The organism is Streptomyces chisholmiae (assembly GCF_031845445.1).
Classification (GTDB): Bacteria; Actinomycetota; Actinomycetes; order Streptomycetales; family Streptomycetaceae; genus Streptomyces; species Streptomyces chisholmiae.
The window spans coordinates 245,751-270,948 of sequence record NZ_JAVREO010000005.1; the positions used below are offsets into that span (position 1 = coordinate 245,751).

Genomic DNA, 25,198 nt, shown 5'->3' on the forward strand with positions numbered 1-25,198 from the left:
CCTGTCGCTAGACGATGTCTGGGGCTCACCCTGCCGGGCGGCGCCGTATGATGCCGGGCACACGCACCCAGGTGCTCCTGCCGAAGGACGTCGGCGTACGCTGGACGGCGGAACCGCCATGTTCCGCGAGATGGACCAGTCGTCGCGGGCGTAGCCACACGCCTCACGTGCCGGCGGGCGGTCGCATCACGGGGAACGGGGAGAGATCGTGCAGGAGACCTTGGGGATATTGCTGTACGCCCCCTGGATCTACGTGGCCGTCGTGCTCTCCATCACGCTTGACGTCTTCTTCCCCGTGCTGCCCAGCGGCGCCCTGGTGGTCACCGCGGCCGCCGTCGCCGCGGACGCCGCGGCCAACGTCACCGCCCTGCCCGAGCCGCCGACCCCGGGCGGCGTGCTGCCGCAGGTCGCGCTGCTCGCGCTCTGCGCGCTGACCGCATCGGTCGTGGGCGACCTGCTGGCCTGGTGGATCGGCCGGCGCGGCGGGCGGCGCTACGGGCCGGCCATCGCCCGCTCCCGCCGGCTGTCCCGGGCGCACACCCGGCTGGACGACGCGCTCAAGCGCGGCGGCGGCGCCCTGGTGGTGCTGGCCAGGTTCGCGCCGGCCGGCCGCGCCGTGGTGAGCCTCGGGGCGGGCGTCGCCGAGCGGCGGGCCAGGGACTTCCTGCCCTGGTCGGCGCTGGCCGCGCTGGCCTGGACGGCGTACAGCGTGGGCGTCGGCTACCTGGGCGGCCAACTGCTGGGCGCGAGCTGGCTGAGCGCCGGCCTCTCCCTGCTGGCCCTGGTCGGTGCCGGCGTGCTCGCCGCCCGCGTGCTCCGCCCCCGCCCGCAGCCCCCGACGGCGGACGCGTAGCCGCCGCGGAGCGGCGGGCGCCGGCCGGCGCCACGTCCCCGGGGGCGGGTGGGGCAGAGGCGGCAGGGCCGGGGCGGCGGCGCGGACGCCGCCCGGCGGCGGGTGGCGGCTGGCGGGTGGCCAGGCATCCCGTCGATGCGGAGGACGCGTGGGCGGCGCGGACAACGCTGGGTAAGTGGGGGCTATCAACGCGGAGTCGGCGGGCGCGGCATGGGCGTTACCGCGGCCCGGGGCGGCGACGCGTGCCCGGGGACCGGCGGCGGCGTGGGCCTCGTCCAACCGGCGCGCCTGGAGGACCGCGTCGCGCGCCCCAGGCCCTGGGGCTTTCCGCCGCTGGCGGGGCGCGCGGGCGACTATCCCGCGCTGGCGGACGTCAGGAGGTGGTGGCGCCCACCGTCTCGGTCAGGGCCCGGCGGAAGGCCGCCGCCGCCTCGGCCGCCACCCCGGGGCGGCGGCGGGTCGCGGCGTAGACGCCGCGGCGTGGCGGGTCGGCCAGCTCGCGGATCGCCAGGTCCTGACGGAGCGCCGGCACCAGCAGCCGGGGCGCCAGCGCCACCCCGTGGCCGGCCGCGACGAAGGCCTGTTTGCCGAGCCAGCTGCCGCACTCGATGTCGATCCGCGGGGTGAAGCCGGCGCGGGCGCAGGCCGTGGCGAGCGCCGAGGCGGCGCCCGCGTAGTCCTCCACCCAGGTCTCGTCCGCCAGTTCGGCGAGCGGCAGGACCGGCAGCGCCGCCGCCGGGTGCTCCCGGGGCAGCACACAGACCAGCACGTCGTCGAGCAGGTGGGTCAGGGTCAGGTCGGTCTGGGCCGGGAGGCCGGGCGGGTAGCTGGTGATGACCGCGAGGTCCAGCTCGCCGTCCAGCAGCCGGGGCAGCAGCCGTGGCGTGACGTCCTCCGCGAAGGTGACCCGCACCTGCGGCTCGGCGGCCCGGAACGCGCCCAGCGCGGGGGGCAGGAGCGCGGCCGCCGCGCTCGGCACCGAGCCGACCCGCAGGTTGGTGACGGGCCGGTCCCGGGAGGCGCGGACGTCGCGTTCGGCGTGGTCGACGCGTTGCAGGATCGCGGCGGCGTGCTCCAGCAGCACGTCGCCGGCCGGGGTGGGCCGCACGCCGCGGGCGTGCCGGCGCAGCAACGGGGTGCCCAACTCGGCCTCCAGCGCGGCGATCTGCCGGGAGAGCGCGGACTGGGTGTAGCCGAGGGCGCGGGCGGCGGCGGTGAGCGAGCCCGTGCGGTGCACCTCGCGGAAGGAACGCAGCGCGGTGATGTCCATGACCGGCACCCTACGCCAGCCATGCGGGGCGAGCATGGCATCCCTGCGAGATATGCGCTGGTGGGATCGGTGAGTCCTGGCGCAGGATGCCGGCATGACGGAAACGGGACTCACTCATCTCGCGGCGCCCGCCGGCGTCGCGCCAGCCTCCGGCTACGCACAGGTGGTCGTCGGGACGGGCCGGCTGGTCGTGCTCTCCGGCCAGGTGGCGCTGGACGGACGCGGGGAGTTGGTCGGGGCCGGGGATCCGGCGGCGCAGACCCGGCAGGTGTTCGAGAACCTGCGGCGCTGCCTGGCGGCGGCCGGTGGGACGTTCGCCGACGTCGCCAAGTTGACCTACTTCGTGACCGACACCGGGTTCCTGCCGGTGGTGCGCGAGATCCGGGATCGTTTTGTCGACACCGCGCGGCCGCCGGCCAGCACCGCGGTCCAGGTGGCCGGGCTGTTCCGCCCGGAGCTGCTGCTGGAGGTGGAGGCGCTCGCGGTGCTCCCGGAGACCCCGCGATGAGGGTGGCGGTGTGCGGGCTGGGGCGGATGGGGGCGGTCTTCGCGGCGGCCCTGGTCGCGCGAGGGCACCGGGTCACGGTGTGGAACCGGACGCCGAGGGAGGTGCCGGGCGCCCGGACCGCGGGCACCGCGGCGGAGGCGGCCGGTGGTGCGGCGGCCGTGGTGGTGATGGTGCTCGACGGGCCGGCCGCCCGGTCGGTGCTGCTCGGCCCGGCGGGGGTGACGGCCGGGGCCGACCGAGGCGCCCTGGTGGTCAACGCCACCACGCTCGACCCCGGCACGGCGCGGGCGTTGGCCGAGCGGGTGACGGCGGCCGGGCAGCGCTACCTGGAGGCACCGGTGCTGGGCTCGGTACCGGCGGCCCGGCAGGGCACGCTGCGGGTGCTCGCCGGGGGCGCGGCCGAGGACGTGCGCACCGCGGAACCGCTGCTGCGCGCCTGGTCGCACGCCGGCGCCCTGCGGCACGTGGGCGCCGTGGGCGACGCGTCCGCGCTGAAGCTGGTCGCCAACCTCGGCCTGGGGGTGGCGGCGACCGGGCTGCGGGACGCGGTCCGGCTGGCGGCCGACCTCGGGCTGGCCCGGGAGGACGTGCTGGAGGTGCTGGCCAGCGGCCCGCTCGGCGGGCTGGTGGGGGGCAAGCGGGACCGGCTGGCCCAGGGGGCGTACGCGGCGGCCGACTTCACCGTCGCCGCGCTCGCCAAGGACCTGGCGCTGGCGACGGGCGCCGCCGCTGGGTCGCTGCCGGTGGCCGAGGCGGCGGCCCGGGTCGTCGGCCGGGCGGCGGAGCGGGACGGCGGCCTGGACATCGCGGCGCTGGGCGCCGCCCCGGAGCGCGCGCCGAGGGCCTGACCCCGCACGGCCCTGACCCCGCACGGCCTGACCCGCACGAGCCTGACCCCGGCGGGTCAGGGGGCGCGCGAAGCCGCCGCGCGCCGGCGGGTCCGCCGGCGCCGGCAGGTGCCGGGCGCCCGCCGGGGCCGGCCGGGTCAGTCCAGCCGGCCTATCCCGCCGTACCAGGAGACGTCGGCGCGGTCCGGGCGGTCCGCCTCGGCCACGTCGTCGTTGCGCCAGTCGCAGACCACCTGGACGCCGGGGTCGATCAGGCTGAGCCCCTCGAAGAGGCCGGTGAACCGGTCCCGGTCGCGCAGCGTCAGCGGCACCCCCTGGGCGCGGTAGGCCCGCTGCACGCCCATCGCCGCCTCCGGGGCGATGTCGGCGGTGGCGTGCGACAGGATGAAGTGGCTGCCCGGAGCGACGGCCTCGCGCAGGGTGCCGACCAGCCCTTCCGGGTCCTCCTCGTCGCTCACGAAGTGCAGCACCGCCACGGCCAGCACGCCCATCGGCTGCTCGAAGTCCAGCAGGGACCGGACCTGCGGGTCGGACAGCACCGCCTCGGGCTGCCTGATGTCCCCCTGGATGACGGCGGTCAGCGCGTCCCTGGCGAGCAGCGCGCTGCCGTGGACCAGCACGATCGGGTCGTTGTCCACGTAGACCACGCGCGAGAGCGGGTCCACCCGCTGGGCGACCTGGTGCACGTTCTCCGCCGTCGGCAGGCCGGAGCCGAGGTCGAGGAACTGGCGGATGCCGGCCTCCCTGACCAGGTGGCGCACCGCACGGCCGAGGAAGGCGCGGTTCTCCCGGGCGGCGGTACGCAACAGCGGGAACGGCGCCAGCGCCGCCTCGGCGGCCTCCGCGTCCACCGTGTAGTGGTCCTTGCCGCCCAGGAGGTAGTCGTACATCCGGGCCGAGTGCGGCTGGTCCGTCCTCAGGTCCAGCGCCTCAACCGACTGCCCGTCGCCCTGCCCAGTCACCACGCGGTCCTCCACTCCGAGGAAACGATCATGCGATCAACGTCCCCGGCAGCGTAGTCAATGACCGAAAGCCCGTCAGCTCCGACCGGCATGTGCCGCTCGTAGAAAGGGAGTTGGCCGAAATCAGTGGGCGTCGGCCGGATCGGGCGTGGCCCAGCGCAGAGCGCTCGCCGCCGGCCTGGCCAGCACCCGCTCGATCTGGAAGTCCACCATCCGCTCGGCGCCGTCCAGGGCGGCGGCCCGCGCCGGCGACCAGTCCACCCGGGCCCGGCCGGTCAGGTGCAGCAGGGTGCCGTCGGCCCAGTCGACCACCAGCAGCCCGGCCCTGGGGTCCCGGGCGAGGTTGCCGAGGGTCATGTACATCGCGTTGCCACGGTAGTCGGGCCAGCTGATCAGGTCGGGGGCGGTGACCCGGAGGAAGCCGGGTGGGCCGCCGCGGTGCGAGGCGTCCATCGAGCCGTCCAGGTCTCCGCTGGCGACGAAGCAGGTGTCCGCGGCCGCCACCAGCGCCTGCTGGGCGGGGGTCAGCGCCGGCGTGACCCGGACAGGTGGGCGCCGGCGCGCGGCGGGCGCGAGGTGGGTGACCACACGCCGGGTGATGTGGCGCGGGCAGTTGGCGTACACCTGCGCCACCCGCAGCCGCAACTCCCCTTCGGCCGGCCGGACCCAGCCGTTGACCCGCATCCGGCGGCGGGTGGCCGGCTCGACGGCGACGGCGCCGACCGGGGTCTCACCCGCCGCCGTCAACACCTCGGCCAACGGGTCGTCCGGGTCCGGCGCCGCGCGCACGGCGACGGTCCGCTCGTCCGGCGCCGTGACGAAGCCGGCCGGGCCGGTGAGCTGGCTGGCCCAGACCCGGCCGGCCGCGTCCCGGGCGCCGACCACCAGCGTCGTCCGCCCGGCGAGGAAGCCGGCGGCCACCTCCGGAATCCGGTCCCGGATGGCCCGTTGGGCGTGGTCGGCGCGCGCCAACGCGCCGGCGCGCCGCTGCACCCCGCGCTCCCCCGGGTGGTAGTCGGTGGTCATCGCGTCTCCAGGGTTCGGCGAGCCCGGCGGCTCAGAAGAAGCCGCAGGTCGGCGCGGCGCCGGCCGGGGCGAGGGCGGGGTCGGCGCCGGTGGCGGCGAAGATCTCCAGCCGGATGCCGTCCGGGTCGGCGAAGAAGACGCCGCCTGAGGCGGCTCCCTCGCCGTGCGGCACCACCCCCTCGTAGGCGAACTCCACCCCCAACTCCCGCAGTGCCGCCTCCCGTTCGCGCACCTCGTCGATGGATTCGGCCTGGAAGGAGAGGTGGTGGAGACCGGCCAGGTCGGCGGCGAAGCCGCCGGAACCCTGCTGCCAGAGGGTGATCCGCAGCTCGCCGTCCCGCCCCAGGAAGGCCCAGCGGCGGTCGCCGTCCCGGCCCTCCTGGAGCAGGTCGAGCCCGAAGACCGAGCGGTAGAAGGGCAACGAGCGATCGAGATCGGTGACATTCAGCCCGATGTGTCCGGTGGTGAGCGACAACGTGGCCTCCTCGGCCTGGATCCTGACTAACCGTTACCGACAACCATAGGAGTTAGAGGCGAGCGGGTCAACCGGTATAGCGCGCCATACCGGTGAGAGGCGCACGGCGCGGTGCTGCGCGCCGGCCCGCGTTAGGGTGGGGCGCCATGGCAGCCGACGACCCCCGCCCCCTGCTCGGCGAGCCCCTCTCGCTCGACCTGCTCAACACCCGCTGGCGGCTGACCGCCGAGACCCAGGACCTGCTCACCGACGTCGCCGGCCTGGCGATCTGGCTCCGCGCCAACGACCTGCACGAGCTGTGCCCCGCCGACGAGCCCACGCTGGCCGCCGTTCGCCAGGCCAGGACCGCCCTGACCGCCGCCGTCGCCCACCCGGCGGCCCCGGGCCGGGACGCCCGCGCCGCGGTCAACGCCGTGCTGTCGCACGGCCGGACGCGCCGGACACTGACCGCCGACGGCCCGGCCGAGGAGGCCGTCACGGACTCCGCCGCCTGGCTGCCCGGCTGGCTGGCGGTGGACGACTACCTGCGGCTGCTGCGGCTGGACCCGACGCGGATCAGGGGCTGCGCCAACGACAGCTGCCTGCTGCACTTCTTCGACACCTCGCAGAACCGCCGGCGCCGCTGGTGCTCGATGGCGCTCTGCGGCAACCGGGCCAAGGCGGCCCGCCACTACGCCAGGGGCCGGGCCGCCGGCTGACCGGACCCCCGCGGAGCCACCGGCCGGCCGGTCCGGCGCCAGTCCACCGCCCGTCCGCCGTCAGTCGGGCAGGTGCGCGGTGTCGCCGAACTCCGCGGCGCGCAGCCGCGACCCGTCCGCGATCCAGCGGCTGAGCGAGGCGTTGGGCACCGGCGCGGCGGCCGGCGGTTCGGCGCCGATCCCCTCGATCACCCGCCCCGCCGCCACCAGCACCGCGTCGTGCGCCACCAGCAGCACCCGCCGGCCCGGCGCGGCGGCGGCCAGCTCGGTGAGGAAGTCCCGCACCCGCAGGGTGACATCGGCGAGGGACTCGCCGCCAGGCGGCCGGTAGCGCCACTCCCCGACCGCCGCCCGCCGCGTCGCCTCCTCCGGGGCGCGGCGCTCCACGGCCAGCGGGGTCAGCAGCTCGAAGACGCCCATCTCACGGTCCCGCAGCCGTTCGTCCACCAGCGGCGCCGGCGCAGCCGGCCACGCCTCGCCCACCGCGTCCCAGGTCTCCCGGGCCCGCGCGTAGGGCGAGCAGACCACCAGCTCGGGCCGCCTGCCGGGAGGCAGCGCCGCCAGCCGGCGCCCGAGGGCCACCGACTGCTCCCGGCCGCGCCCGGTGAGCGGCACGGTCGCCTCCCGGTAGGCGAGGCTGCCGTCCGCGTGCCCGACCCGGGCGGCCTCGGCGAAGACCACGTTGGAGACGCTCTCCCCGTGCCGGACGGCGAGCAGCTCGGCCAGGGGCAGGGACGGTGGCAGGGCGCGGATCGACATCGCCCCAGTCTGGGCTCCGCCGCCGTCGGAGCCGGGGAGCCGGCCGCCGACCCGCGCCACGCCGCCCGGCCCGGCGCAACGAGCGACGGCGTCGGCCGAGCCGACGGCCGGGCCGGCGCGCACAGCGGGCGTCCACGCCGGCCGGGGCCCAAGCGGCTGGCCCACTGTGCCCGCTGGCGGGCACAGTGGGCGACTCCCCGGCCAGGTCAACCCCCGGGCCGGGCAACGGGCCAGGGCACCGGCCGAGCCGACGCCCCCGACGCGCACCGCGCGCGTCCGCGCCGGCCCCGGCGGCGAACAGCAACGGCACCGGGACGCCCAGCCCCACGACAACGGCCGACCGGCCGGCCGATCCACGCCACCCGGCACCGAACGCCCCGTGCGTGCCCCCTCCGGCGACGGCCGACCGCGCCCCGCACCCCCGGCACCCCGGCACCCCGGCACCGCCGGTCTGGGCGACGGGGCCGGCCGCTCGCCCGGGGGTCAGGGCTCGGCGTTCCGGTCGATGCCGAGGGTGGCGACCAGGTCCTCGTGGAGCTCGAACCAGACGCGGTGGCAGGAGTCCAGGTCGGTGCGGTCCACCCAGCCGCCGTCGCCGGCCGCGGCACGCCGCAGCGCCGCGCCGAACCGGGTGTCGTAGCCCCGGAACCGGCTGAGCACGCCGGTGAGGCGGGCGACGAGCGGGCCGACGGCCCGGTCCACGGCGGCCAGCTCCCGCAGGACGGCCGCGTCCCAGGCCGGGTCGGCGTGGTCGTTGGCGGCGAGCGGGTCGCCAGGGGCCGGCCGCAGCTGCCAGTCGGTGCAGGCGCGCCGCAGCCAGGCGTTCCACGGCAGGAAGTCCCGGTAGACCCGCCGCACTTCGGCCGCCCGGCCGGTGTGGCCCAGCTCGACCGCCAACCGCCGCTCGTTCTCGGCCCGGCCCGCCTCGGTCAGCGACCAGCCGGCGGTGCCGGCGAAGGCGGTGTGCGTCACCCAGCCGCGCGCCTCGGCGGCCCGCAGCGCCTCCGCCGTCGCGGCCACACCGAGCCCGAACCGGTCGGCGACCGCCGGGGTGTCGGCGAAGCCGGTGAGCCGGACGGCGTGCGGCACCAGCAGGTCGAACGGCGAGTCGTGGGGCACGTCCCGGGTCACCCGGCGGCGTCCCGCCGGGAGAGCAGCCGCTGGTAGTGCTGCTGGCACGCCTGCGGGGAGTTGAAGCCCAGCGCGTCGGCGATCTGCGGCCAGGTCAGGCCGGCGGCCCGGGCGGCGAAGAGCAGGCCGGCCTCCAGCCCCTCCGCCTCGGCCCGGGCGGCGGGCAGCAGCGCGAGCGCGCCGAGCAGGTCGTCCGGGGCCAGCTCGGTGGCGCGCCAGAGGGCGTACCTCGCGAGGTCGGCCGCGGCGGGCGGGACGGGCGGGGGCTGCCAGGGACGGGCGTCGAGCTGGTCGGCGCCGAGCGCCAACAGCCGCTCGCGGGCGTCCTGTTCGCGCCGCGCCTGGTCCTGGTCGGCCCGCGCGGCCGGCTCGACCTCGTGCTTGCGTGCCATGCCGCCGAGCATGCAGAATCAACAAAAGATTGTCAATATTCTGTTGATGAAGGGGGTGGCGGTGCCGAACGGGGAGGGCCGCCCGGCGCTGGTGCCGCTGCGCGCGGCCGAGGCGGAGACCTGCGGCGGGAAGGCGGGCGCGCTCGGCGGGCTGCTGCGGGCCGGGCTGCCGGTGCCCGACGGCTTCGTGCTGCCGTTCGACGCCTACCGCGCTGCGGTGCGCGGCGCGGCTGAACGGCCGCCGGCGACCCCGCCGTTCCCCGCCTGGCTGCGCGCCCCGCTGGGCCGCGCGCTGGCCGGCCTGGGTGAGCGGCCGCTCGCCGTGCGGTCCTCGGCGGCGCACGAGGACGGCGCCGGGGCCTCGGCGGCCGGCCAGCACGAGAGCGTGCTCGCGGTGCGCGGCGCGGCGGACGTGATCGACGCGATCCGGGTCTGCTGGACCTCGCTGCACACCCCCCGCGCGCTGGCCTACCGCGGCCGCCGGGTGGCGGAGCCGCTGATGGCCGTCCTGGTCCACCGGCTGGTGGACGCCGAGGTGTCGGGCGTGTTGTTCACCGGCGCCGGCCCCCGGGACGAGGTGCGGATCGAGGCCGCGCGGGGGCTGGGCACCGGCGTCGTCGGGGGCACCGTCACCCCGGACGCCTACCGGGTCGGCGCGGACGGCTCGGTCAGCCGCGTCCCCGGCGTCCAGCCGACCCGGCTGGACCGGGACGGCGACCGGCTCGTCAGCCGCCCGGTCCCCGCCGCCGACCTGGGCCGGCCGGTGCTCGACGACGCGATCGCCGGGCGGCTCGCCCGGCTCGGCCGGGCGGTCACCGAACGGCTCGGCGGGGCACGGGACATCGAGTGGGCGGTCGCCGACGGCCGCCCCTGGGTGCTCCAGGCCCGGCCGGTCACCGTCCGCCCGCCGGCACCCCCGCCGGCCCGGGGCCACCCGGCTCCGGGCACGCTGACCGGCACGCCGGGCAGCCGGGGCACGGCGACCGGGGTGGCGCGGGTGCTCCGCACCCCCACCGACCTGGGCCGGGTGCGGCCCGGCTGCATCCTGGTCTGCCCGCACACCGACCCGTCCTGGACGGTGCTGCTGCGGGCGGTGGCCGGCGTCGTCACGGAGGTCGGCGGCGTGCTCTCGCACGCCGCGATCGTCGCCCGCGAACAGGGCGTGCCGGCGGTGCTCGGCGTCCCGGACGCGACCAGCCTCATCCGGGACGGCAGCCGGATCAGCATCGACGGCACCACCGGCGCGATCACCACGGTGTCCCCCTGAACCCCCCGCCCGCGCCCGCCCCCTGGCCAGGGCACCGCCGGCGGCGGACCGGCCGACGCGCGGCGAACCGGCGCCACGGGACGGCGGGTTGGGGGAAACCGGAAAGGAAACCGGACAGGGCCGGGAGGGGACCGGAAGAGAAGGGGTGGGTGCAGACGGGTTCGAACCGCCGACATCCGCCTTGTAAGGGCGGCGCTCTACCGCTGAGCTATGCACCCCCGGGCGAACCGGTGGCACAGCCTACACGGGGACCGTCCGCCCGGGTTCGACAGCGGGCACTCCCGACCGCTCTCGCATCGTTGACCGGATGGAAGAATGGCGAGCCAGGGGGACTCACCTGGCTCATCGACCACGGGGAGAAGAAGACGTGACAAGCGGCCGAGTGGCGAGGGATCTCACCGTCTCCGTGGTGCTGCTGCCGCTCACCCTGGCGTCGGTCGCGCTGGCGGCCCTGCCGGGGTCGTTCACGCCGGGCGGCACCCGCCGCTGGGGGCGCGGCCGGTCGGAGGAGTCGCGGGCCAGGGCCCAGCAGGCGAAGGACTCGGCGGCGACCGCCTTCTACGAGCTGGACACCGCCCAGCGCGACCTGCGGATCACGCTGGAGACGCTGTCCGCGGCCGAGGAGTCCCCCGAGTCCCGGCGGGCCGCCGCCCGGTTCGCCACCCTCGGCGAGCAGGTGGACCGGATCAGTCACGACTACATCAGCACGCTGGACGCGCACGACCTGGACGCCGAGCAGTTGGACGCGGGCGAAGCGAACCGCGCCTACCGGGAGCTGAGCCGGGTCACCGACGAGCTGGTGCGGGCCCGCGGCGATCTGACCCGGTTCGAGCAGAGCCTGACGCCGCTGGTGAGCCGGGCGCAGGAGCAGCTGGCCCAGGTGGTGCCTGCGGTGGACCGGGCGAAGGCCGCGCTGCTCGCGGCGACCGAGGCGCTGGACGGGGCGCGCCGGTCGGGGCTGAGCGCCGACGAGCTGGCGGCCCGGCTGGCCGGGCTCGGCCCGGAGCTGCGGGCGCTCAACGAGGGCGCCGGGCAGCACGGGGTGCGGCCGACGATCCAGCGGGCCGAGCGGGTGCTGCGGGAGGCCCGGGCGATCGCGGCTGAGGCGGCCCGGCTGCCGGAGCGGGCGGCGGAGATCGACCGCCGGCTGACCTCGCTGCGCACCCGGGCGGAGGCGATCAGTCACCGCGCCGAGTCGGTCGGGCCGGTGCTGAGCGAGCTGCGCCGCCGGTTTATGGCCAACTGCTGGCAGGACCTCCAGCGGGTGCCTGAGCAGGCCGAGGAGGCGGTGCGGGAGGCCGGCGAGGCGCTGGCCGCGGCCCGTGCGGAGCGGGCGGCGCAGCGGTTCGACGCGGCGACCGGGCAGCTGTCCCGGGCGCACGAGCTGCTGGGTGGCGCGGACGAGGCGGTGTCGGCGGCGGGCGACCGGCTGCGCCGGCTGACCGAGATCGCGCGGGACGCCTCCGGGGAGGTCGAGCGGGCCAGGTTCGCGGTGCGGGACGCGCAGCGGCTGGCGATGCGCGGGCGCACGGTGCCCGACCCTCGGCACGCGGGGCCGCTGGACGCGGCGGTGGCCCGGCTGGAGCGGGCGGTCGCGGAGCTGGAGGAGGGCGGGCGGAACCCGGACTACTGGCGGTTCCTGACCGAGCTGGAGGCGGTGCGGGAGTCGGCGGCCTCGGTGGTGGAGGCGATCCGCGCCGGCCGGTAACCCCACGGACCCGGGCCGGCCGGGTCGGGCGGAACGGGTTGGGCGGTTGGGCCGGGACAGGCCGGGCGGAACGGGCCGGGCGGTTGCGCCAGGCCGGTCGGCCGCGCCGGCCGATGGCCCGACGGACCCGGGCCGGCCGCCAGGCCGGGACGGGCCGGACGGGTTGGGTCGGACGGGGCCGGGTACGCGGGACGGGACATCGCGCCGGCCCGCGGCCGCGCGGGCGGCGACGCACACCCGATCCCGAGGAGGTCGCCATGGCGGCATCGGTGTCGTCCCTGATCGGGACGGACGCGCGGGGCGAGCCACGACTCCCCAACGGCGGGCCGCTCGGCCTGCTGAGCCAGGCCAGGCTGGAGCAGGACCGGCCGGCGGACCGACGGCTGAACCGCTTCTACCGGACGGGCGCCGGGCTGGTCGGCCTGGGCCTGGTCGTCTTCGGCGTGCTGGGCATCACCCAGCACCTGGGGGCCTTCTCCACCGGCGACGACTCCGTCTGGGGCCTGAACACCAACGGCGCGCTGAGCTGGCTGTCCGTGGCGGTCGGGCTGCTGCTGGGCGTGGTGATGCTGCTCGGCGGCAACCTGGCGTCCTCGTTCTGTCTGGGCCTGGGCGCGCTCTTCCTGCTCAGCGGCTTCGTCAACCTGGCGCTGATCAAGACCGACGCCAACGTCCTCAACTTCGAGATCCCGAACGTGATCTTCAGCTACGTGGTGGGCCTGGTGCTGCTGACCATCGGCATGTACGGCCGGGTCAGCGGACGGCTGCCGCACGACAACCCGTACTGGCGGGTCCGCAACCGCGCCGCCGCGCGGGACGTGGAGCGCCGGGCGGAGCTGGCCGAGCGGCGGCGCGGTGAGATCAGCGAGGAGTGGCGGCGGGCGGACCGGGCACGGGAACGGCGGTGGGCGCGGGACCGTCAGCGACGTCGGCTGCTGCCGGGGGCAGCGCGGCGAGCAGCGCGCGCAGAATCGACTCCCCGCAGCTGACCCCGCGTTCGGCCAGCCCCACCACGTGCGGGGCGGTCCAGCCGCTGGTCGCCAGCTCGCCGTGGCCCGGCCGCCAGGCCAGGTCGGCGGCGAGCAGCAGGTCCCGGTCGAGCAGCGAGTCGCCGGCCGCCAGGGTGCGGTCGGTGCCGGCCCGCCTGGCCACCTCGGCGACGGCGGCGCTCTTGGTCAGCGGCGCCGGCACCGCGTAGAGCTTCCGGCCCTGGAGGGAGACCGTCCAGCCGAGCGGGGCGGCCCACTCGGCGAAGGTCGCCAGCCAGGTCTCCGGCAGTCGCTCCCGGTCCACCACCAGGTAGGCGAAGAGGTCCTCGGCGACCCGGTCGCGCAGCAGCCAGGCCGGGTCGGCGGTCGCCCTGATCCGGGCCCTGACCTCGTCGAGCGGGGCGCACTCGGCGGCCAGCCGGCCGCGCACCGCACGGTGCCAGTCCTGGTCGGCGACGCCGTCCACCAGCAGCTGCCCGCCGTTGGCGCAGATCGCGTACCGCGGCGGCGGGCCCGGCAGCCGCACCCGCAGGTACTGCTCCGGGGTGCGGGTGGTGGTGGGCACGAAGACGGCGCGCGGGTCGGTGGCGAGCGCCGCGAGCAGCCCGGCGGCGGTCTCGGTCAGGTAGGACTGCGGCTGGCTCTGGTAGGTCTCCACGGTCAGCAGCCGGGGTGCCCGCCGGTCGGGCTCGGTCAGCTCCAGGGCGCGGACCGAGTAGATCAGGGTGCGGTCCAGGTCGCTGGCGACCAGGGTGCGGGCCCGGCTCATCAGGTGGTCGTCCTTCCGTCGGCGCCGGTGGCGCCCCTGGTGTAGCGGGGGTGGATCAACCCCACGCAGCTGTAGGGCAGTTCGTCGATCTCCTCGACCGGCACCCCGCGCTGCTCGGCGAGCAGCCTGATGTGGTCCAGGTCGGCGCCGGCGCCGCGCCTGGCCAGCACCCGCCAGGGCACCCGGCGCAGCAGCACCCGGGTGGTCTCCCCGACGCCGGGCTTGACCAGGTTGACGTCGTGGATGCCGTACTCCTCGCTGATCCGCTCCACGGCACGCCAGCCGACCCAGGTCGGGGACCGGTCGGCGGCCAGCAGCGCCGCGGTGTCCTCGGCGACCGCGGCGCCGACCTCGTCGAACCGGGCGCTGACCGCGTCCAGGAAGTGCCCGGAGAGGTCGGCCTCGGCCAGCTCCCGGTAGTACTTGGCGCCGTGGAAGTCGTCCGGGCCGACCAGGTCGGCGCGGAGCACGGTCCGGGAGACCAGCCCGGAGACGGTGGAGTTGAGGCAGGCCGAGGGGATCAGGAAGTCGTCCCTGGTGCCGTAGGTGGTGACGCAGCCGCCAGGGTCGGCCAGCACGGCCAGGTCTGGGGCGAACCCGGGGTGCGGCGCGAGCGCGTCGGCCAGCTCCCGGGTGATGGCGCCCTTGCCGGTCCAGCCGTCGACGAAGACCACGTCGGCCGGGTCGTGGTGGGCGGCCAGCCAGCGCAGCGCGGTGTGGTCGATGCCCCGGCCGCGCACGATGGAGACGGTGTAGTGCGGCAGGTCGAGCCCGTGGGTCCGCCGGGCCCAGCGGCGCATCAGCACGCCGACCGGGGTGCCGGCCCTGGCCAGCGAGACCAGCACCGGCGGCCGGCCGCGTTCGGCGAGCACCGCCTCGGTGACGGTGCCGACGGCGCGGGCCACCCGGCCGGCCGAGGCGGCCAGCGCGCTGTGGAAGAGCCGCTGGTACTCGGCGCTCGGCTGGTACTCGACCGGCAGCGACTCGGCGTAGTGCGCGCCGCCGGACTGGATGGCCTCCTCGCGCTCCTCCCTGGGCGCCTCCAGGCGCACCGCGGAGAGGTCCTGGAGCAGCCAGCCGACCTCGTCGGGGGCGTAGGAGGAGAACGCGGGGCCGCGCAGCGGCGGCGGCAGCGGCCGGGGCGCCGGCAGCGCGGCCAGCAGCACCCGGCCGGCGTGCGGGGCGAGCCGGGCGAGCAGCCCGTCGGCGGCCCACAGCTCGGCGGTGTCGCCGGCGGCGTCGGTGACGACCAGCACGGCGTCCCAGCCGCCGCCGGTCACGTTGTAGGCGTAGCGGGGGCCCGGGTCGGCCGGGGCGTCGTGGGCGGGGAAGACGAGCCGGCTGCGGATCGCGTAGCCGGGGTCGTCGACCGGCAGCACCGGGGAGCGGGTGGTGGTGGAGAAGCGCACCTCGGCGGCGGCGCCGAGCGCGTTCTGGAGCGCCTCGGCCAACCGCAGCGGGGCGTACATCAGCTCCTCGGTGCCGAGCACCAGCACCCGCGCGGCGCCGGCCGGCAGCTGGGCGGCCAGCTGGCCGCCCAGGGCGGGCAGCGCGGCGGCCAGCCGGGCCCGGTGGGCGGCGGTGAAGCCGTGCCGGCCGCCGTCCGGCACGTCGGCCGGCCAGTGGAGGGCGAGCCGGGCGGGCGCCTCGCCGGCGCGCGGCGCCGGCACCCGGGCGGTTTCGGGCGCCGGGTCGGCTGCCTCGGCGGACTCGTCTGCCTCGGCCTCGCAGGCGGCGACCAGCGTGGCGCCCCTGGTCAGCACGTCGGCGGGCAGCGTCACCGCGCCCTGGGCGAGGGCCACCACCCGTACGGAGGCGCCCAGTTCGGCGGCGAACTTGGCCAACTCGGCCCGGTCCGCGTCGGACCTGGTGTCCACCAGCGCGGCGACCACGTAGTGGTCCCTGGGCCAGCGGCGGTGCAGGGTGGCCACCGTGTTGCGGACGGTGCGCCCGGTGGACAGCTCGTCGTCGACCAGCACCAGCGGCCCGTCGCCGGCCAGCAGGCCGGGGTCGGACGGCAGCAGCAGGTGCGAGGTGTGGTGCGAGTGCTCCTCCTCGAAGCCGCCGACCGGCGCGACGCCGGGCACCGGGCGGCGGGTGGAGTGCAGGTAGCCGGCCGCGCCCAGGCCGTCGGCGACGCTGTGCCCGAGCCCGGTCGCGGTCTCCGCGTAGCCGAGCACCACGGCCCGGCCGGCCGCCGCCTCGCCCAGCTCGGCGGCCACCCGCCGGCCCAGTTCGAGGCCGGTGCCGTGCACTACCTCGGGCCGCTGCGGCACGTGCTTGCCGAGCACCCGGGAGACCAACAGGTGCGCGCGGCGGGGGTTGCGCCGCAGCGCCAGCCCCAGCAGCTCGCGCGCCCCGTCGCCGGCCAGTCGTACGCCGAGTCTGTGGGTGACCCAGTCACCCGGCCATATCGGGGCGGTCACGCGTTGCCCGCCGCGAGGAGATCCACGAAGTCCACTCCGTCCCTGGCGACGCCGAACACCTCGGCGCGCAGCATGGTCCTCTCGGCCCAGGCGCGGTGCGGCTTCACCTCGTTCATCTTGTTGGTGTAGGCGGACCGCAGCACCCCGCCGCCGTCGGCTCCCCGGCGCAGGATGTCGGCCGCGTCGCTGAACTCCTCGTGGCTGACCACGGAGAGGGCGTGCACCGGCGCGACATGGGAGGGGTGGATGCAGGTCTTGCCCTGGAGGCCGTTGGCCCGGTCCAGTTTGATCTCCCGCAGCAGCGCGTCCATGTCGCGCTCCAGCAGCCGGGCGCGCAGCTCCTCGGCGCGGCCGCTGAACGGGGTGTTGCGCAGCTGCGGCTTGAAGATCCGGCCGGGCGCCCGGAAGTACTCCCAGACCGGGCCGGTCACGGTGTAGCCGGAACCGTCGGCCCGGCCCAGCACGTTGACCACGTCGGCTATCACCGAGGCGACCAGGCCGATGTCGTAGGCCGTCATCTCCGGGGTGCGGCGCAGCCCGTAGGCGGAGCAGAAGTCCGTCACCCCCAGGCGCACCGCGGGTATGCGCTCGCGGTACTTCTCCACCAGGGCGGCCACCGCGCGCAGCCCCTCGTGGCGGCTCTCCAGGTGCAGCAGCTCGGGCGACTCAAGCACCGGCATCACCAACAGCCGCCGCCCGCACAGCACCTCGGCCGCGACCAGCGCCTCCAGGAAGGCGGCGCCGCTGGCCGGGGTGAACTTCGGCACCACGAAGCCGGTGAGCGACGCCACGTCGTCGCCGAGCCGGCGGGTCAGCGAGACCAGCTGCTCCGGCTCCCTGACCCGCACGAACAGCAGCGGCAGCGTCTCAGGATCGGCCTCGGCGGCCAGCCGGCGGAACTGGGCGACCAGGTTCTCCTCGGCGCCGGCCACCTCGTCGTCGCCGATGGAGTCCTCCAGGCAGAGCACCATGGAGACCACACCGGCTCTGGCCTGCTTGCGGACGTCATCGGCCAGCCGGGGCCGGGTGGCTGGCGCGTAGAGCGTCGCGCCCAGGGCGAAGCCGAGGGTCCGCACCGGCGAGCCGGGGCCGAACGCGGCCGGCTCCCGGTGGAACAGCGCACGCCGGCGCGCGGCTGAGAGGTGCCCGAAGTGCCGCATGGTGTGTGTCCGTTCTCCCCACCCTCCGGTCGTCGGATGACGTCACCGGTTTCTCGCCATCGTAAGGGCGGCATTGTTTCGGGCGGATGGCCGCAGGCAGGATTCGGGGTATGACCCCTGTGCCCAATCCCGGAACACCGCTGCGGCTGGCGGCCGCCCGGGTCCGGGTCGAGCTGTGCTGGAGCTGGCCGGACGGCCAGGCCGGAGCGCCCGACCTGGACCTGTCCGCGCTGCTGTTGGGGCCGGACGGCCGGGTGGCGCGGGAGGGCGACTTCGTCTTCTACAACCAGCCGAGCCACCCGTCGGGGCTGGTGCGGCGGCTGCCGCGGGCGAGGGCTGGAGACGGCTTCGCCGACGTGCTGACGGCCGAGTTGGCCGGGCTGCCGGCCGGCATCGTGCGGCTGGTGCTGGCGGCCTCGGCGGACGGCGGCTTCCACGCCGAGGCGAGCGGGCCGACGCTGGTGGTGCGGGACGCGGAGGACGGCTCGGCGCTGGCCGAGCTGCCGCTGCGGCCGGCGCCGGCCGAGACGGCGCTGCTCTGCGGCGAGCTGCGGCGGGCGGAGGACGGGGGCTGGGAGTTGGCCGTGGGCGGCCGCGGGTTCGCCGGCGGGCTGGTCGCGCTGGCCGCCGAGTTCGGCATCGGCGCGGCCCGCCGGCCCCGGTCTGCGTCCTGGGGCTACCCGCAGGCCGACCCGGCGTTCGCGCTGCCGCCGCAGGGTCCGCAGTTCCTGCCGGCCGCCGAGGTCTGAGCCGGCCCGGCCACGCGGTGGCGGGCCGGCGGCCGCGCCGGCGTCAGTAGAGCGCGGGGGTGTCGTGCAGGCTCTTGCCCTGCCGGCGGCGCAGCAGGCCGCGGCGGGCCGCGTAGGCGCCGATGACCGACCAGGCGCCGCCGCCGGCGAGGAGCAGCGCCATCTTCCCGGCCGGGTCGACCCGGTCCGCCACCTCCATGGACACCTCGCCCTCCGGGTCCACCAGCACGGCGAGCGTGGTGCCCACCGCGTACGGCGGGGACGAGCCCTGGTAGACCAGCGTCTCCCCCAGCGCGACGCCGTCGGCGGTGCGCACCAGGTCGAACTCGTGCCGCTTGCCGGAGACCTCCACGTCGGCGACGGTGACCTCCGCGCGCTCCCCACGAAACTCCAGCGCCGCCTCCGGCGCGTACTGCACCGCGCCGACGAGCACCGCGACGCCGGGCAGCAGGGCCAGGAAGCCGAGCCAGAACGCCTGGTGGACGCCCACCACGGCGACCACGAAGCCGATGGTGAGCACGACGCCCACCACGATCGGCACCGCGACCACCGACAGCGACAGGTAGGAGGCCAGCGCGATGGCGGCCACCACCACCCAGGCCGCGAGCACCAACACCAGGGCGCGCCACCAGGCGCCCGCCGCCGACCAGTTCTTCCGCGGTGCCATGTGCCCGCCCCCTTCGTCAGCCGAACCGTACCGGAAGGACGCGTGAGGGCTCAGGCGGGGCGCTTCCCCGCGGCTTATGTGCGGCTTGCGGGCGGCCTCTTGTGGCCTACTTGCGGCCCCGGCCCCAGGTCATGCCCCAGCCGTAGAGCCGGTCGATCTCCGACTGGAAGCCGTAGACGTACTTGACCTGCCGCCGGGCCACCAGCTGGCCGTTCTCCGACTCGATCAGCACCACGGCGCAGGAACGCGCCTGCGGGGGCGGGTCGGTGCAGCCGATCTCCACGTTCTTCCCGTCCGGCGTGGCCAGCGTGACGGTCACGTCGGCCCGGTCGAAGGTGGGCGCCCCGTCGTAGATGTAGACGAAGATCAGCAGCCGCTTGAGGTCGTCCTTGTTGTCCAGGTTGATATAGAGATGCTCGCCGGAGCCGGTGCCGAACCGGTCGTCGCCGCTGAGCTTGATGTACGGCGCCTCGTTGAACTCGCCGAGCAGCCCGCCCAGCGACTGCACCACGCCCTTGGAGCCGTCCGTCAGCTCGTACAGGCAGGCCAGGTCGAAGTCCATGTTGGCGACACCGTGCGAGTGGCCCTTGATCTCGGCCGGCTTGAACACCTCCAGCGGATGGCGCCAGTTGTCCAGCCACTTGCGCTGGGAACCGCCGAAGTCGCTGTTGGTGCGGATGCGCCAGGAGAGGTCGACGCGGAGCGTGCCGCTGTCCCGGCCCTCACCGGTGAGGACGGCGGTGGAGTTGCGTCGGGTCAGCTCCGACGCGTAGCTCATCGGCCCGCCGACCGTGTCGAACCGCTGGTTGCCGGCGCCACCGCGCCAGTACGACCACAGGGAGACCATGCGGCCCCACCCCTCACCTCTCCCCCTCCCTTCCGGGAGGGCGCTCGCCACGCCTCGGACCCGCTACGGGGACGGTCCTGGACCGTCCCCGTATGCAGGCTTCCGCGTTTACCCGGGCCTCACACCCCGGCCGAGACCTGCTTCTGTTCCTCGCCGGCCGCGGCGTCCCGCCGGTTGGCCCGGAGGGAGGACCAGAAGGCGGCACCGATCAGGCCCACCCCGACGAGGCCGGTCACCACCTCGGGCAGGTGCCAGCGGATGCTGATCAGCAGCATCACGGCCAGCGCGCCGATCGCGTAGTGCGCGCCGTGCTCCAGGTACCGGTACTCGTCCAGGGTGCCCTGGCGCACCAGGTAGATGGTCAGCGAACGGACGTACATCGCGCCGATGCCCAGGCCCAGCGCCATCCAGAAGATGTGGTTGGTGATGGCGAAGGCGCCGATCACCCCGTCGAACGAGAAGGAGGCGTCCAGCACCTCAAGGTAGAGGAAGAGGAAGAACGCGGCCTTGCCGGCCAGCCCGACGGCGGTGGGCTGGCGGCCGGCCCGGCGGGCGGCCTCCTCGGCCTCGTCCAGCTTCTCCTGGTCGTCCTCCAGGCGGTGCTCGAAGTAGCCGGAGAGCCCGCCGACCAGCAGGTAGGTCAGCAGCCCGGCGAGACCGGAGAGCAACACGGTCTCGGTCTTGTCCACGTGCGCGCCGCCGTGCTGGTAGGCCTGGCTGGCGACGGTGGTGGCGGTGAGCAGCAGCGCGGCCAGCGCGACGCCGACGGAGAAGGCGTCGATCTTGCCCAGCTTGGCGAGCGGGCGCTCCAGCCAGCGGGCCCACATCACCTCGCGCTCCTCGAAGATGAAGTTGAGGAAGATCATCAGCAGGAACATCCCGCCGAAGGCCGCGATGGAGGGGTGCGCGTCGGTGACCATCTCGGAGTACTGGTCCGGGTCGTCGAGCGCCAGCTCGACCGCCTCTATCGGGCCGACCCCCGCGGTGACCGCGACGATCAGCACCGGGAAGACGAGCCGCATGCCGAAGACGGCGATGAGTATCCCGATGGTCAGGAAGATCTTCTGCCAGAACTCGTTCATCCGCTTCAGCACGCCGGCGTTGACCACCGCGTTGTCGAAGGAGAGCGAGATCTCCAGGACGGAGAGGATCGCCACCACGGCGAAGCCCTCCCACCCCCAGAAGTAGAGCGCCACGAGCAGGCCGGCGATCGTCACGCCGAATGACCAGCCGAAGGTTTTCAGTATCACGATGAGTCCAGTCTTCCGCGCGAGGCCGCGACGGTTGTGCGGGGGAACAGGAAAGGCGTCGAACCCGATAACGCTCCCCCGACCCGGGGGGTGCCCGCCCGGCGCGCGACGGCGGAGCCGGGGGCGCGGCGCGCACCGGCCGCGCCCCCTGACCCGCTCACCATCGTCGGTCCCGGCTCACAGCGCCTTGAGGGCCGAGACGTAGTCGTTCAGGTCCCGCGCGTTCGGCAGGTCGTTGACCACCGACCAGCGGACCACACCCGAGGTGTCGATCACGAAGGTGCCCCGCACCGCGCAGCCCTTGTCCTCGGCGAAGACGCCGTAGGACCGGGCCACCTCGCCGTGCGGCCAGAAGTCGGAGAGCAGGGGGTACTCGAAGCCCTCCTGCTCGGCGAAGACCCGCAGGGCGGGCGCCGGGTCGCAGGAGACGGCCAGCAGCTGCACCTCGTCGTTGACGAAGCTGGGCAGCCGGTCCCGCAGCTCGCACAGCTCACCGGTGCAGACGCCGGTGAAGGCGAAGGGGTAGAACAGCAGCACCACGTTCTTCTCGCCGCGGAAGTCCGCCAGCGAGACGGACTGACCGTGCTGGTCTCGCAGCGTGAATGCGGGTGCCTGGGTACCGGGCTCGATCGCCATGCGCGGGTAATCCGTTTCCCTGAGGACGGCAGAGTGACGGGCCCCAGCCTACGTGGCCCCCGCGAGCCCGGGCGTGCCCCCGGGGTGGTAAGCACCCGACCTGGTCGAGGCGTTGCTCGCGGGGGCACCTGGGTCACGCGCTGTTACTTCTTGCCGGCCGTCTTCGGGGTGACCAGCCGGCTGCCCGACCAGTCCTTGCCGGCGTTGACCGTGCTGGTCTGCGCCAGGCCGGCGGTCTGGGCCGCCTCGCCGATGTCGCTGGGCTCCACATAGCCGTCGCGCCCGGTCTTGGGCGTCAGCAACCAGACCGGGGCCCCCGGGTCGATCAGCGTGGTGGCGTCCACCAGCGCGTCGGTCAGATCGCCGTCGTCGTCGCGGAACCACAGCACCACCGCGTCGGCCACGTCGTCATAGTCCTCGTCCACGAGGGCCTCGCCGGTGATCGCCTCGATCCCCTCGCGCAGCTCCTGCTCGGCGTCCTCGTCGTAGCCGAGTTCCTGGACCACCTGCCCGGGCTGAAAACCCAGCCTGGCGGCTGGGTTGGTCCGCTCCTCCGCGTGGTCCGCGGTCGCGCTCACGGATAGCTCCTGTCCTGTCTCGGGTAAGTACCAATGGGCGCCGCGCGTGCGCGCGGCATGGGGCGTAGTCCACACGGGCCGGGCGGATCGCGCAAGTACCCGCCCCCCGAGCCCGCCCAAACGTTGACGTCTTGGCCCATGGCACAGGTGATCCACGCCATAGCGCGGGGAACGGGTGTTCGCGGTCGCGGCAGGCCGGAGGCGTAGGCTGACTGGTCGGCCCTCGGATCGAGGGGTGCCGTCGGAGAGCCGTCCGGACCTGCCGCTCCGGCCCGTGAGGTGAGGATTACCCCCCAGTAGAGATGACGTTTCGCCGCCGGCGGTACACGATGGAGGCGGCGCGACACAGCAGAGCAGACAACTCACAGTGAAGGAACAGCGTGGCTTCCGGATCAGATCGCAACCCGATCATCATTGGCGGCCTTCCCAGCCAGGTCCCGGACTTCGACCCTGAGGAGACTCAGGAGTGGCTCGACTCACTCGACGCCGCCGTCGACGAGCGGGGCCGGGAACGGGCGCGCTATCTCATGCTCCGGCTGATCGAGCGCGCCCGCGAGAAGCGGGTGGCCGTGCCAGAGATGCGCAGCACGGACTACGTCAACACCATCGCGACCAAGGACGAGCCCTACTTCCCCGGCAACGAGGAGGTGGAGCGCAAGGTCCTCAACGCGACCCGGTGGAACGCCGCCGTGATGGTCTCCCGCGCCCAACGGCCCGGCATCGGGGTGGGCGGGCACATCGCCACCTTCGGCTCCTCGGCCTCCCTGTACGACGTGGGCTTCAACCACTTCTTCCGGGGCAAGGACGGCGGCGACGGCGGCGACCAGGTGTACTTCCAGGGGCATGCCTCGCCCGGGATCTACGCCAGGGCCTACCTCCTGGACCGGCTCACCGAACAGCACCTCGACGCCTTCCGCCAGGAGAAGTCCAAGGCCCCCTACGGCCTGTCGAGCTACCCGCACCCCCGGATGATGCCGGACTTCTGGGAGTTCCCCACGGTCTCCATGGGGCTCGGCCCGATCGGCGCCATCTACCAGGCGCGGATGAACCGCTACCTGCACGCGCGGGGCATCGCGGACACCTCGAAGTCGCAGGTCTACGCCTTCCTCGGCGACGGCGAGATGGACGAGCCCGAGTCGCTCGGCCAGCTGACCCTGGCGGCCAGGGAGGGTTTGGACAACCTGACGTTCGTCGTCAACTGCAACCTCCAGCGGCTCGACGGCCCGGTGCGCGGCAACGGCAAGATCATGCAGGAGCTGGAGTCCCAGTTCCGGGGCGCCGGCTGGAACGTGATCAAGCTGGTCTGGGACCGCAGCTGGGACCCGCTGCTGGCGCAGGACCGGGACGGCGTGCTGGTCAACAAGCTCAACACCACGCCCGACGGCCAGTTCCAGACCTACGCCACCGAGACCGGTGCCTACATCAGGGACCACTTCTTCGGCAGTGACCAGCGGCTGCGCGACATGGTCGCCGGCATGTCCGACGACCAGATCCTGCACCTGGGGCGCGGCGGCCACGACCACCGCAAGATCTACGCGGCCTACCAGGCGGCCAAGGAGCACCGGGGCCAGCCCACGGTGATCCTGGCGCAGACCATCAAGGGCTGGATGCTGGGGCCGAACTTCGAGGGCCGCAACGCGACCCACCAGATGAAGAAGCTCACGGTCGAGGACCTGAAGCGGTTCCGGGACCGGCTGCACCTGCCGATCCCCGACAAGGAGCTGGAGTCCGGCCTGCCGCCGTACTACCACCCGGGTCGGGACTCGGAGGAGATCCAGTACATGCACGACCGGCGGCGCGAGCTGGGCGGCTACGTGCCGACCCGGGTGGTGCGCGCCAAGCCGCTGACGCTGCCGGGCGACAAGGCGTACGCGGCGGTCCGCAAGGGCTCCGGGCAGCAGCAGGTGGCCACCACGATGGCCTTCGTGCGGCTGCTGAAGGACCTGATGCGGGACAAGGAGATCGGCAAGCGGTTCGTGCCGATCGCGCCGGACGAGTACCGCACCTTCGGCATGGACTCGCTCTTCCCCTCGGCGAAGATCTACAACCCGCTGGGGCAGACCTACGAGTCGGTCGACCGCGACCTGCTGCTCTCCTACAAGGAGTCGCCGACCGGGCAGATGCTGCACGACGGCATCAGCGAGGCGGGCTGTACCGCCTCCCTGATCGCCGCCGGCTCGTCGTACGCGACGCACGGCGAGCACCTGATCCCGATCTACGTCTTCTACTCGATGTTCGGGTTCCAGCGGACCGGTGACCAGTTCTGGCAGATGGGTGACCAGCTGGCGCGGGGCTTCGTGCTCGGCGCGACCGCCGGGCGCACCACGCTGACCGGTGAGGGCACCCAGCACGCGGACGGGCACAGCCACCTGCTGGCCTCGACCAACCCCGCGTGTGTCGCCTACGACCCGGCCTACGGCTACGAGATCGCGCACATCGTGCGGGACGGCCTGCGCCGGATGTACGGCGAGAACGCCGAGGACGTCTTCTACTACATGACGGTCTACAACGAGCCGATCAACCAGCCGGCCGAGCCGGCCGACGTGGACGTGGAAGGCATCCTGAAGGGCCTGCACCGGGTCAGCGTCGGCTCCGCCGGCACCATCCCGGCCCAGATCCTGGCCTCCGGCGTGGCCGTGCCGTGGGCACTCGAAGCCCAGGGCATCCTCGCCGAGGAGTGGGGCGTGAAGGCCGACGTGTGGTCGGCGACCTCGTGGAACGAGCTGCGCCGGGACGCGGTGGAGGTCGAGGAACACAACCTGCTGCGCCCCGAGGAGGAGCAGCGGGTGCCCTATGTCACCACCAAGCTCCAGGGCGCCGAGGGTCCGTTCCTGGCCGTATCCGACTGGATGCGTTCGGTTCCGGACCAGATCGCCCGGTGGGTGCCCGGCACCTACCAGTCGCTGGGCGGCGACGGCTTCGGCTTCGCCGACACCAGGGGCGCGGCCCGCCGGTTCTTCCACATCGACGCCCAGTCGATCGTGCTCGGCGTGCTCACCGAGCTGGCCAAGGAGGGGAAGATCGACCGCTCCGTGCTGAAGCAGGCGATCGACCGCTACCAGCTGCTCGACGTCTCGGCGGCCGACCCGGGCGCCGCCGGCGGCGACGCCTGAGGCGCGGGTCCACACCCGAGCGCGGTGCCCGGTGGTCGGTCGACCACCGGGCACCGCGCCGTCTCGGGCCCCGACCGAACCCCCGCCCGCCGCACCGGAGATGGCCGGGGGCGGGCC

Annotated in this window: 23 protein-coding genes, 1 tRNA gene and 1 pseudogene; 9 read left to right on the plus strand and 16 right to left on the minus strand. The window is 75.0% G+C overall.

Features of this window, described 5'->3' with window-relative positions:
- Nucleotides 1-208: 208 nt before the first annotated feature.
- Nucleotides 209-853: a DedA family protein gene (locus RM844_RS10685; RefSeq protein ID WP_311666795.1), complete on the plus strand. Its 645-nt coding sequence runs from the start codon at nt 209-211 to the stop codon at nt 851-853.
- Between the two features lie 373 nt (nt 854-1,226).
- Here the strand turns inward: RM844_RS10685 and RM844_RS10690 are convergent, their stop codons facing one another.
- Complete coding sequence (locus tag RM844_RS10690) at nt 1,227-2,123, minus strand: LysR family transcriptional regulator (RefSeq protein ID WP_311666796.1); 897 nt, start codon at nt 2,121-2,123, stop codon at nt 1,227-1,229.
- A gap of 94 nt (nt 2,124-2,217) precedes the next feature.
- On the opposite strand from RM844_RS10690, the gene RM844_RS10695 reads away from it, so the two are divergent.
- Nucleotides 2,218-2,631, plus strand: coding sequence for a RidA family protein (locus RM844_RS10695; protein ID WP_311666797.1), 414 nt, complete (start codon nt 2,218-2,220; stop codon nt 2,629-2,631).
- On the plus strand, nt 2,628-3,479 hold the full coding sequence (locus tag RM844_RS10700) for an NAD(P)-dependent oxidoreductase (protein WP_311666798.1): 852 nt from the start codon (nt 2,628-2,630) through the stop codon (nt 3,477-3,479). The genes RM844_RS10695 and RM844_RS10700 overlap by 4 nt, the downstream gene beginning before the upstream one ends.
- Nucleotides 3,480-3,616: 137 nt before the next feature.
- On the opposite strand, the gene RM844_RS10705 is transcribed toward RM844_RS10700, so the two are convergent.
- The 3 genes from RM844_RS10705 to RM844_RS10715 all read right to left on the minus strand — a co-directional run bounded on the left by RM844_RS10705 (nt 3,617) and on the right by RM844_RS10715 (nt 5,942).
- Nucleotides 3,617-4,444 carry an SAM-dependent methyltransferase gene (locus tag RM844_RS10705; protein ID WP_311666799.1) on the minus strand — a complete coding sequence of 276 codons (828 nt, stop codon included), beginning with the start codon at nt 4,442-4,444 and terminating at the stop codon, nt 3,617-3,619.
- 120 nt (nt 4,445-4,564) lie between these two features.
- Nucleotides 4,565-5,467, minus strand: coding sequence for a pyridoxamine 5'-phosphate oxidase family protein (locus RM844_RS10710; RefSeq protein ID WP_311666800.1), 903 nt, complete (start codon nt 5,465-5,467; stop codon nt 4,565-4,567).
- Between the two features lie 31 nt (nt 5,468-5,498).
- The gene (locus RM844_RS10715; RefSeq protein WP_311666801.1) at nt 5,499-5,942 is read right to left on the minus strand and encodes a VOC family protein; all 444 of its coding nucleotides are present in this window, start codon (nt 5,940-5,942) and stop codon (nt 5,499-5,501) included.
- A gap of 146 nt (nt 5,943-6,088) precedes the next feature.
- Between RM844_RS10715 and RM844_RS10720 the strand changes: the two genes are divergently transcribed.
- Nucleotides 6,089-6,640: a CGNR zinc finger domain-containing protein gene (locus tag RM844_RS10720; protein WP_311666803.1), complete on the plus strand. Its 552-nt coding sequence runs from the start codon at nt 6,089-6,091 to the stop codon at nt 6,638-6,640.
- Between the two features lie 60 nt (nt 6,641-6,700).
- On the opposite strand, the gene RM844_RS10725 is transcribed toward RM844_RS10720, so the two are convergent.
- The 3 genes from RM844_RS10725 to RM844_RS10735 form a co-directional block, all read right to left on the minus strand.
- Nucleotides 6,701-7,399 carry a histidine phosphatase family protein gene (locus RM844_RS10725; protein ID WP_311666804.1) on the minus strand — a complete coding sequence of 233 codons (699 nt, stop codon included), beginning with the start codon at nt 7,397-7,399 and terminating at the stop codon, nt 6,701-6,703.
- 483 nt (nt 7,400-7,882) lie between these two features.
- The gene (locus RM844_RS10730; RefSeq protein WP_311666805.1) at nt 7,883-8,518 is read right to left on the minus strand and encodes a transcriptional regulator; all 636 of its coding nucleotides are present in this window, start codon (nt 8,516-8,518) and stop codon (nt 7,883-7,885) included.
- Between the two features lie 8 nt (nt 8,519-8,526).
- A complete protein-coding gene (locus RM844_RS10735) occupies nt 8,527-8,922 on the minus strand; it encodes a DNA-binding protein (protein WP_311666806.1) in 396 nt (131 codons plus the stop codon).
- 10 nt (nt 8,923-8,932) lie between these two features.
- Here RM844_RS10735 and RM844_RS10740 point away from each other — a divergent pair, with 10 nt between their 5' ends.
- Nucleotides 8,933-10,189, plus strand: a complete 1,257-nt coding sequence (locus RM844_RS10740) for a PEP/pyruvate-binding domain-containing protein (protein WP_311666807.1) — start codon at nt 8,933-8,935, stop codon at nt 10,187-10,189.
- Between the two features lie 146 nt (nt 10,190-10,335).
- Here the strand turns inward: RM844_RS10740 and RM844_RS10745 are convergent.
- Nucleotides 10,336-10,407 (minus strand) — tRNA-Val (locus RM844_RS10745).
- Nucleotides 10,408-10,496: 89 nt separating this feature from the next.
- On the opposite strand from RM844_RS10745, the gene RM844_RS10750 reads away from it, so the two are divergent.
- Nucleotides 10,497-11,897, plus strand: coding sequence for a hypothetical protein (locus RM844_RS10750; protein ID WP_394814478.1), 1,401 nt, complete (start codon nt 10,497-10,499; stop codon nt 11,895-11,897).
- Nucleotides 11,898-12,154: 257 nt separating this feature from the next.
- A pseudogene (locus tag RM844_RS10755) lies at nt 12,155-12,580 on the plus strand (DUF4383 domain-containing protein); the annotation flags it as partial.
- 178 nt (nt 12,581-12,758) lie between these two features.
- Here RM844_RS10755 and RM844_RS10760 read toward each other — a convergent pair.
- The 3 genes from RM844_RS10760 to RM844_RS10770 are packed head-to-tail and all read right to left on the minus strand — an operon-like array spanning nt 12,759 to nt 17,241.
- The gene (locus tag RM844_RS10760; RefSeq protein ID WP_311666810.1) at nt 12,759-13,655 is read right to left on the minus strand and encodes an HAD family hydrolase; all 897 of its coding nucleotides are present in this window, start codon (nt 13,653-13,655) and stop codon (nt 12,759-12,761) included.
- A complete protein-coding gene (locus RM844_RS10765; RefSeq protein WP_311666811.1) occupies nt 13,655-16,081 on the minus strand; it encodes a phosphoribosyltransferase in 2,427 nt (808 codons plus the stop codon). The genes RM844_RS10760 and RM844_RS10765 overlap by 1 nt, the downstream gene beginning before the upstream one ends.
- Nucleotides 16,078-17,241 (minus strand): HpcH/HpaI aldolase/citrate lyase family protein, encoded by a 1,164-nt coding sequence (locus RM844_RS10770; RefSeq protein WP_311666813.1) that lies wholly within the window; start codon nt 17,239-17,241, stop codon nt 16,078-16,080. The genes RM844_RS10765 and RM844_RS10770 overlap by 4 nt, the downstream gene beginning before the upstream one ends.
- 110 nt (nt 17,242-17,351) lie before the next feature.
- Between RM844_RS10770 and RM844_RS10775 the strand changes: the two genes are divergently transcribed.
- The gene (locus RM844_RS10775; protein ID WP_311666814.1) at nt 17,352-17,990 is read left to right on the plus strand and encodes a TerD family protein; all 639 of its coding nucleotides are present in this window, start codon (nt 17,352-17,354) and stop codon (nt 17,988-17,990) included.
- Nucleotides 17,991-18,033: 43 nt separating this feature from the next.
- Here RM844_RS10775 and RM844_RS10780 read toward each other — a convergent pair whose 3' ends face one another.
- From RM844_RS10780 to RM844_RS10800, 5 genes are all read right to left on the minus strand, one after another.
- On the minus strand, nt 18,034-18,657 hold the full coding sequence (locus RM844_RS10780) for a hypothetical protein (protein ID WP_311666815.1): 624 nt from the start codon (nt 18,655-18,657) through the stop codon (nt 18,034-18,036).
- Between the two features lie 106 nt (nt 18,658-18,763).
- Nucleotides 18,764-19,504, minus strand: a complete 741-nt coding sequence (locus RM844_RS10785) for a Tellurium resistance (RefSeq protein ID WP_311666817.1) — start codon at nt 19,502-19,504, stop codon at nt 18,764-18,766.
- 119 nt (nt 19,505-19,623) lie between these two features.
- Nucleotides 19,624-20,754 carry a DUF475 domain-containing protein gene (locus RM844_RS10790; RefSeq protein WP_311666818.1) on the minus strand — a complete coding sequence of 377 codons (1,131 nt, stop codon included), beginning with the start codon at nt 20,752-20,754 and terminating at the stop codon, nt 19,624-19,626.
- Nucleotides 20,755-20,931: 177 nt separating this feature from the next.
- The gene (locus RM844_RS10795; protein WP_311666819.1) at nt 20,932-21,390 is read right to left on the minus strand and encodes a peroxiredoxin; all 459 of its coding nucleotides are present in this window, start codon (nt 21,388-21,390) and stop codon (nt 20,932-20,934) included.
- A 143-nt stretch (nt 21,391-21,533) separates the two neighbouring features.
- The gene (locus RM844_RS10800; RefSeq protein ID WP_311666820.1) at nt 21,534-21,968 is read right to left on the minus strand and encodes a DUF3052 domain-containing protein; all 435 of its coding nucleotides are present in this window, start codon (nt 21,966-21,968) and stop codon (nt 21,534-21,536) included.
- A gap of 380 nt (nt 21,969-22,348) precedes the next feature.
- Between RM844_RS10800 and aceE the strand changes: the two genes are divergently transcribed.
- Nucleotides 22,349-25,081: a pyruvate dehydrogenase (acetyl-transferring), homodimeric type gene (gene aceE, locus RM844_RS10805; protein WP_311666821.1), complete on the plus strand. Its 2,733-nt coding sequence runs from the start codon at nt 22,349-22,351 to the stop codon at nt 25,079-25,081.
- Nucleotides 25,082-25,198: the final 117 nt, after the last annotated feature.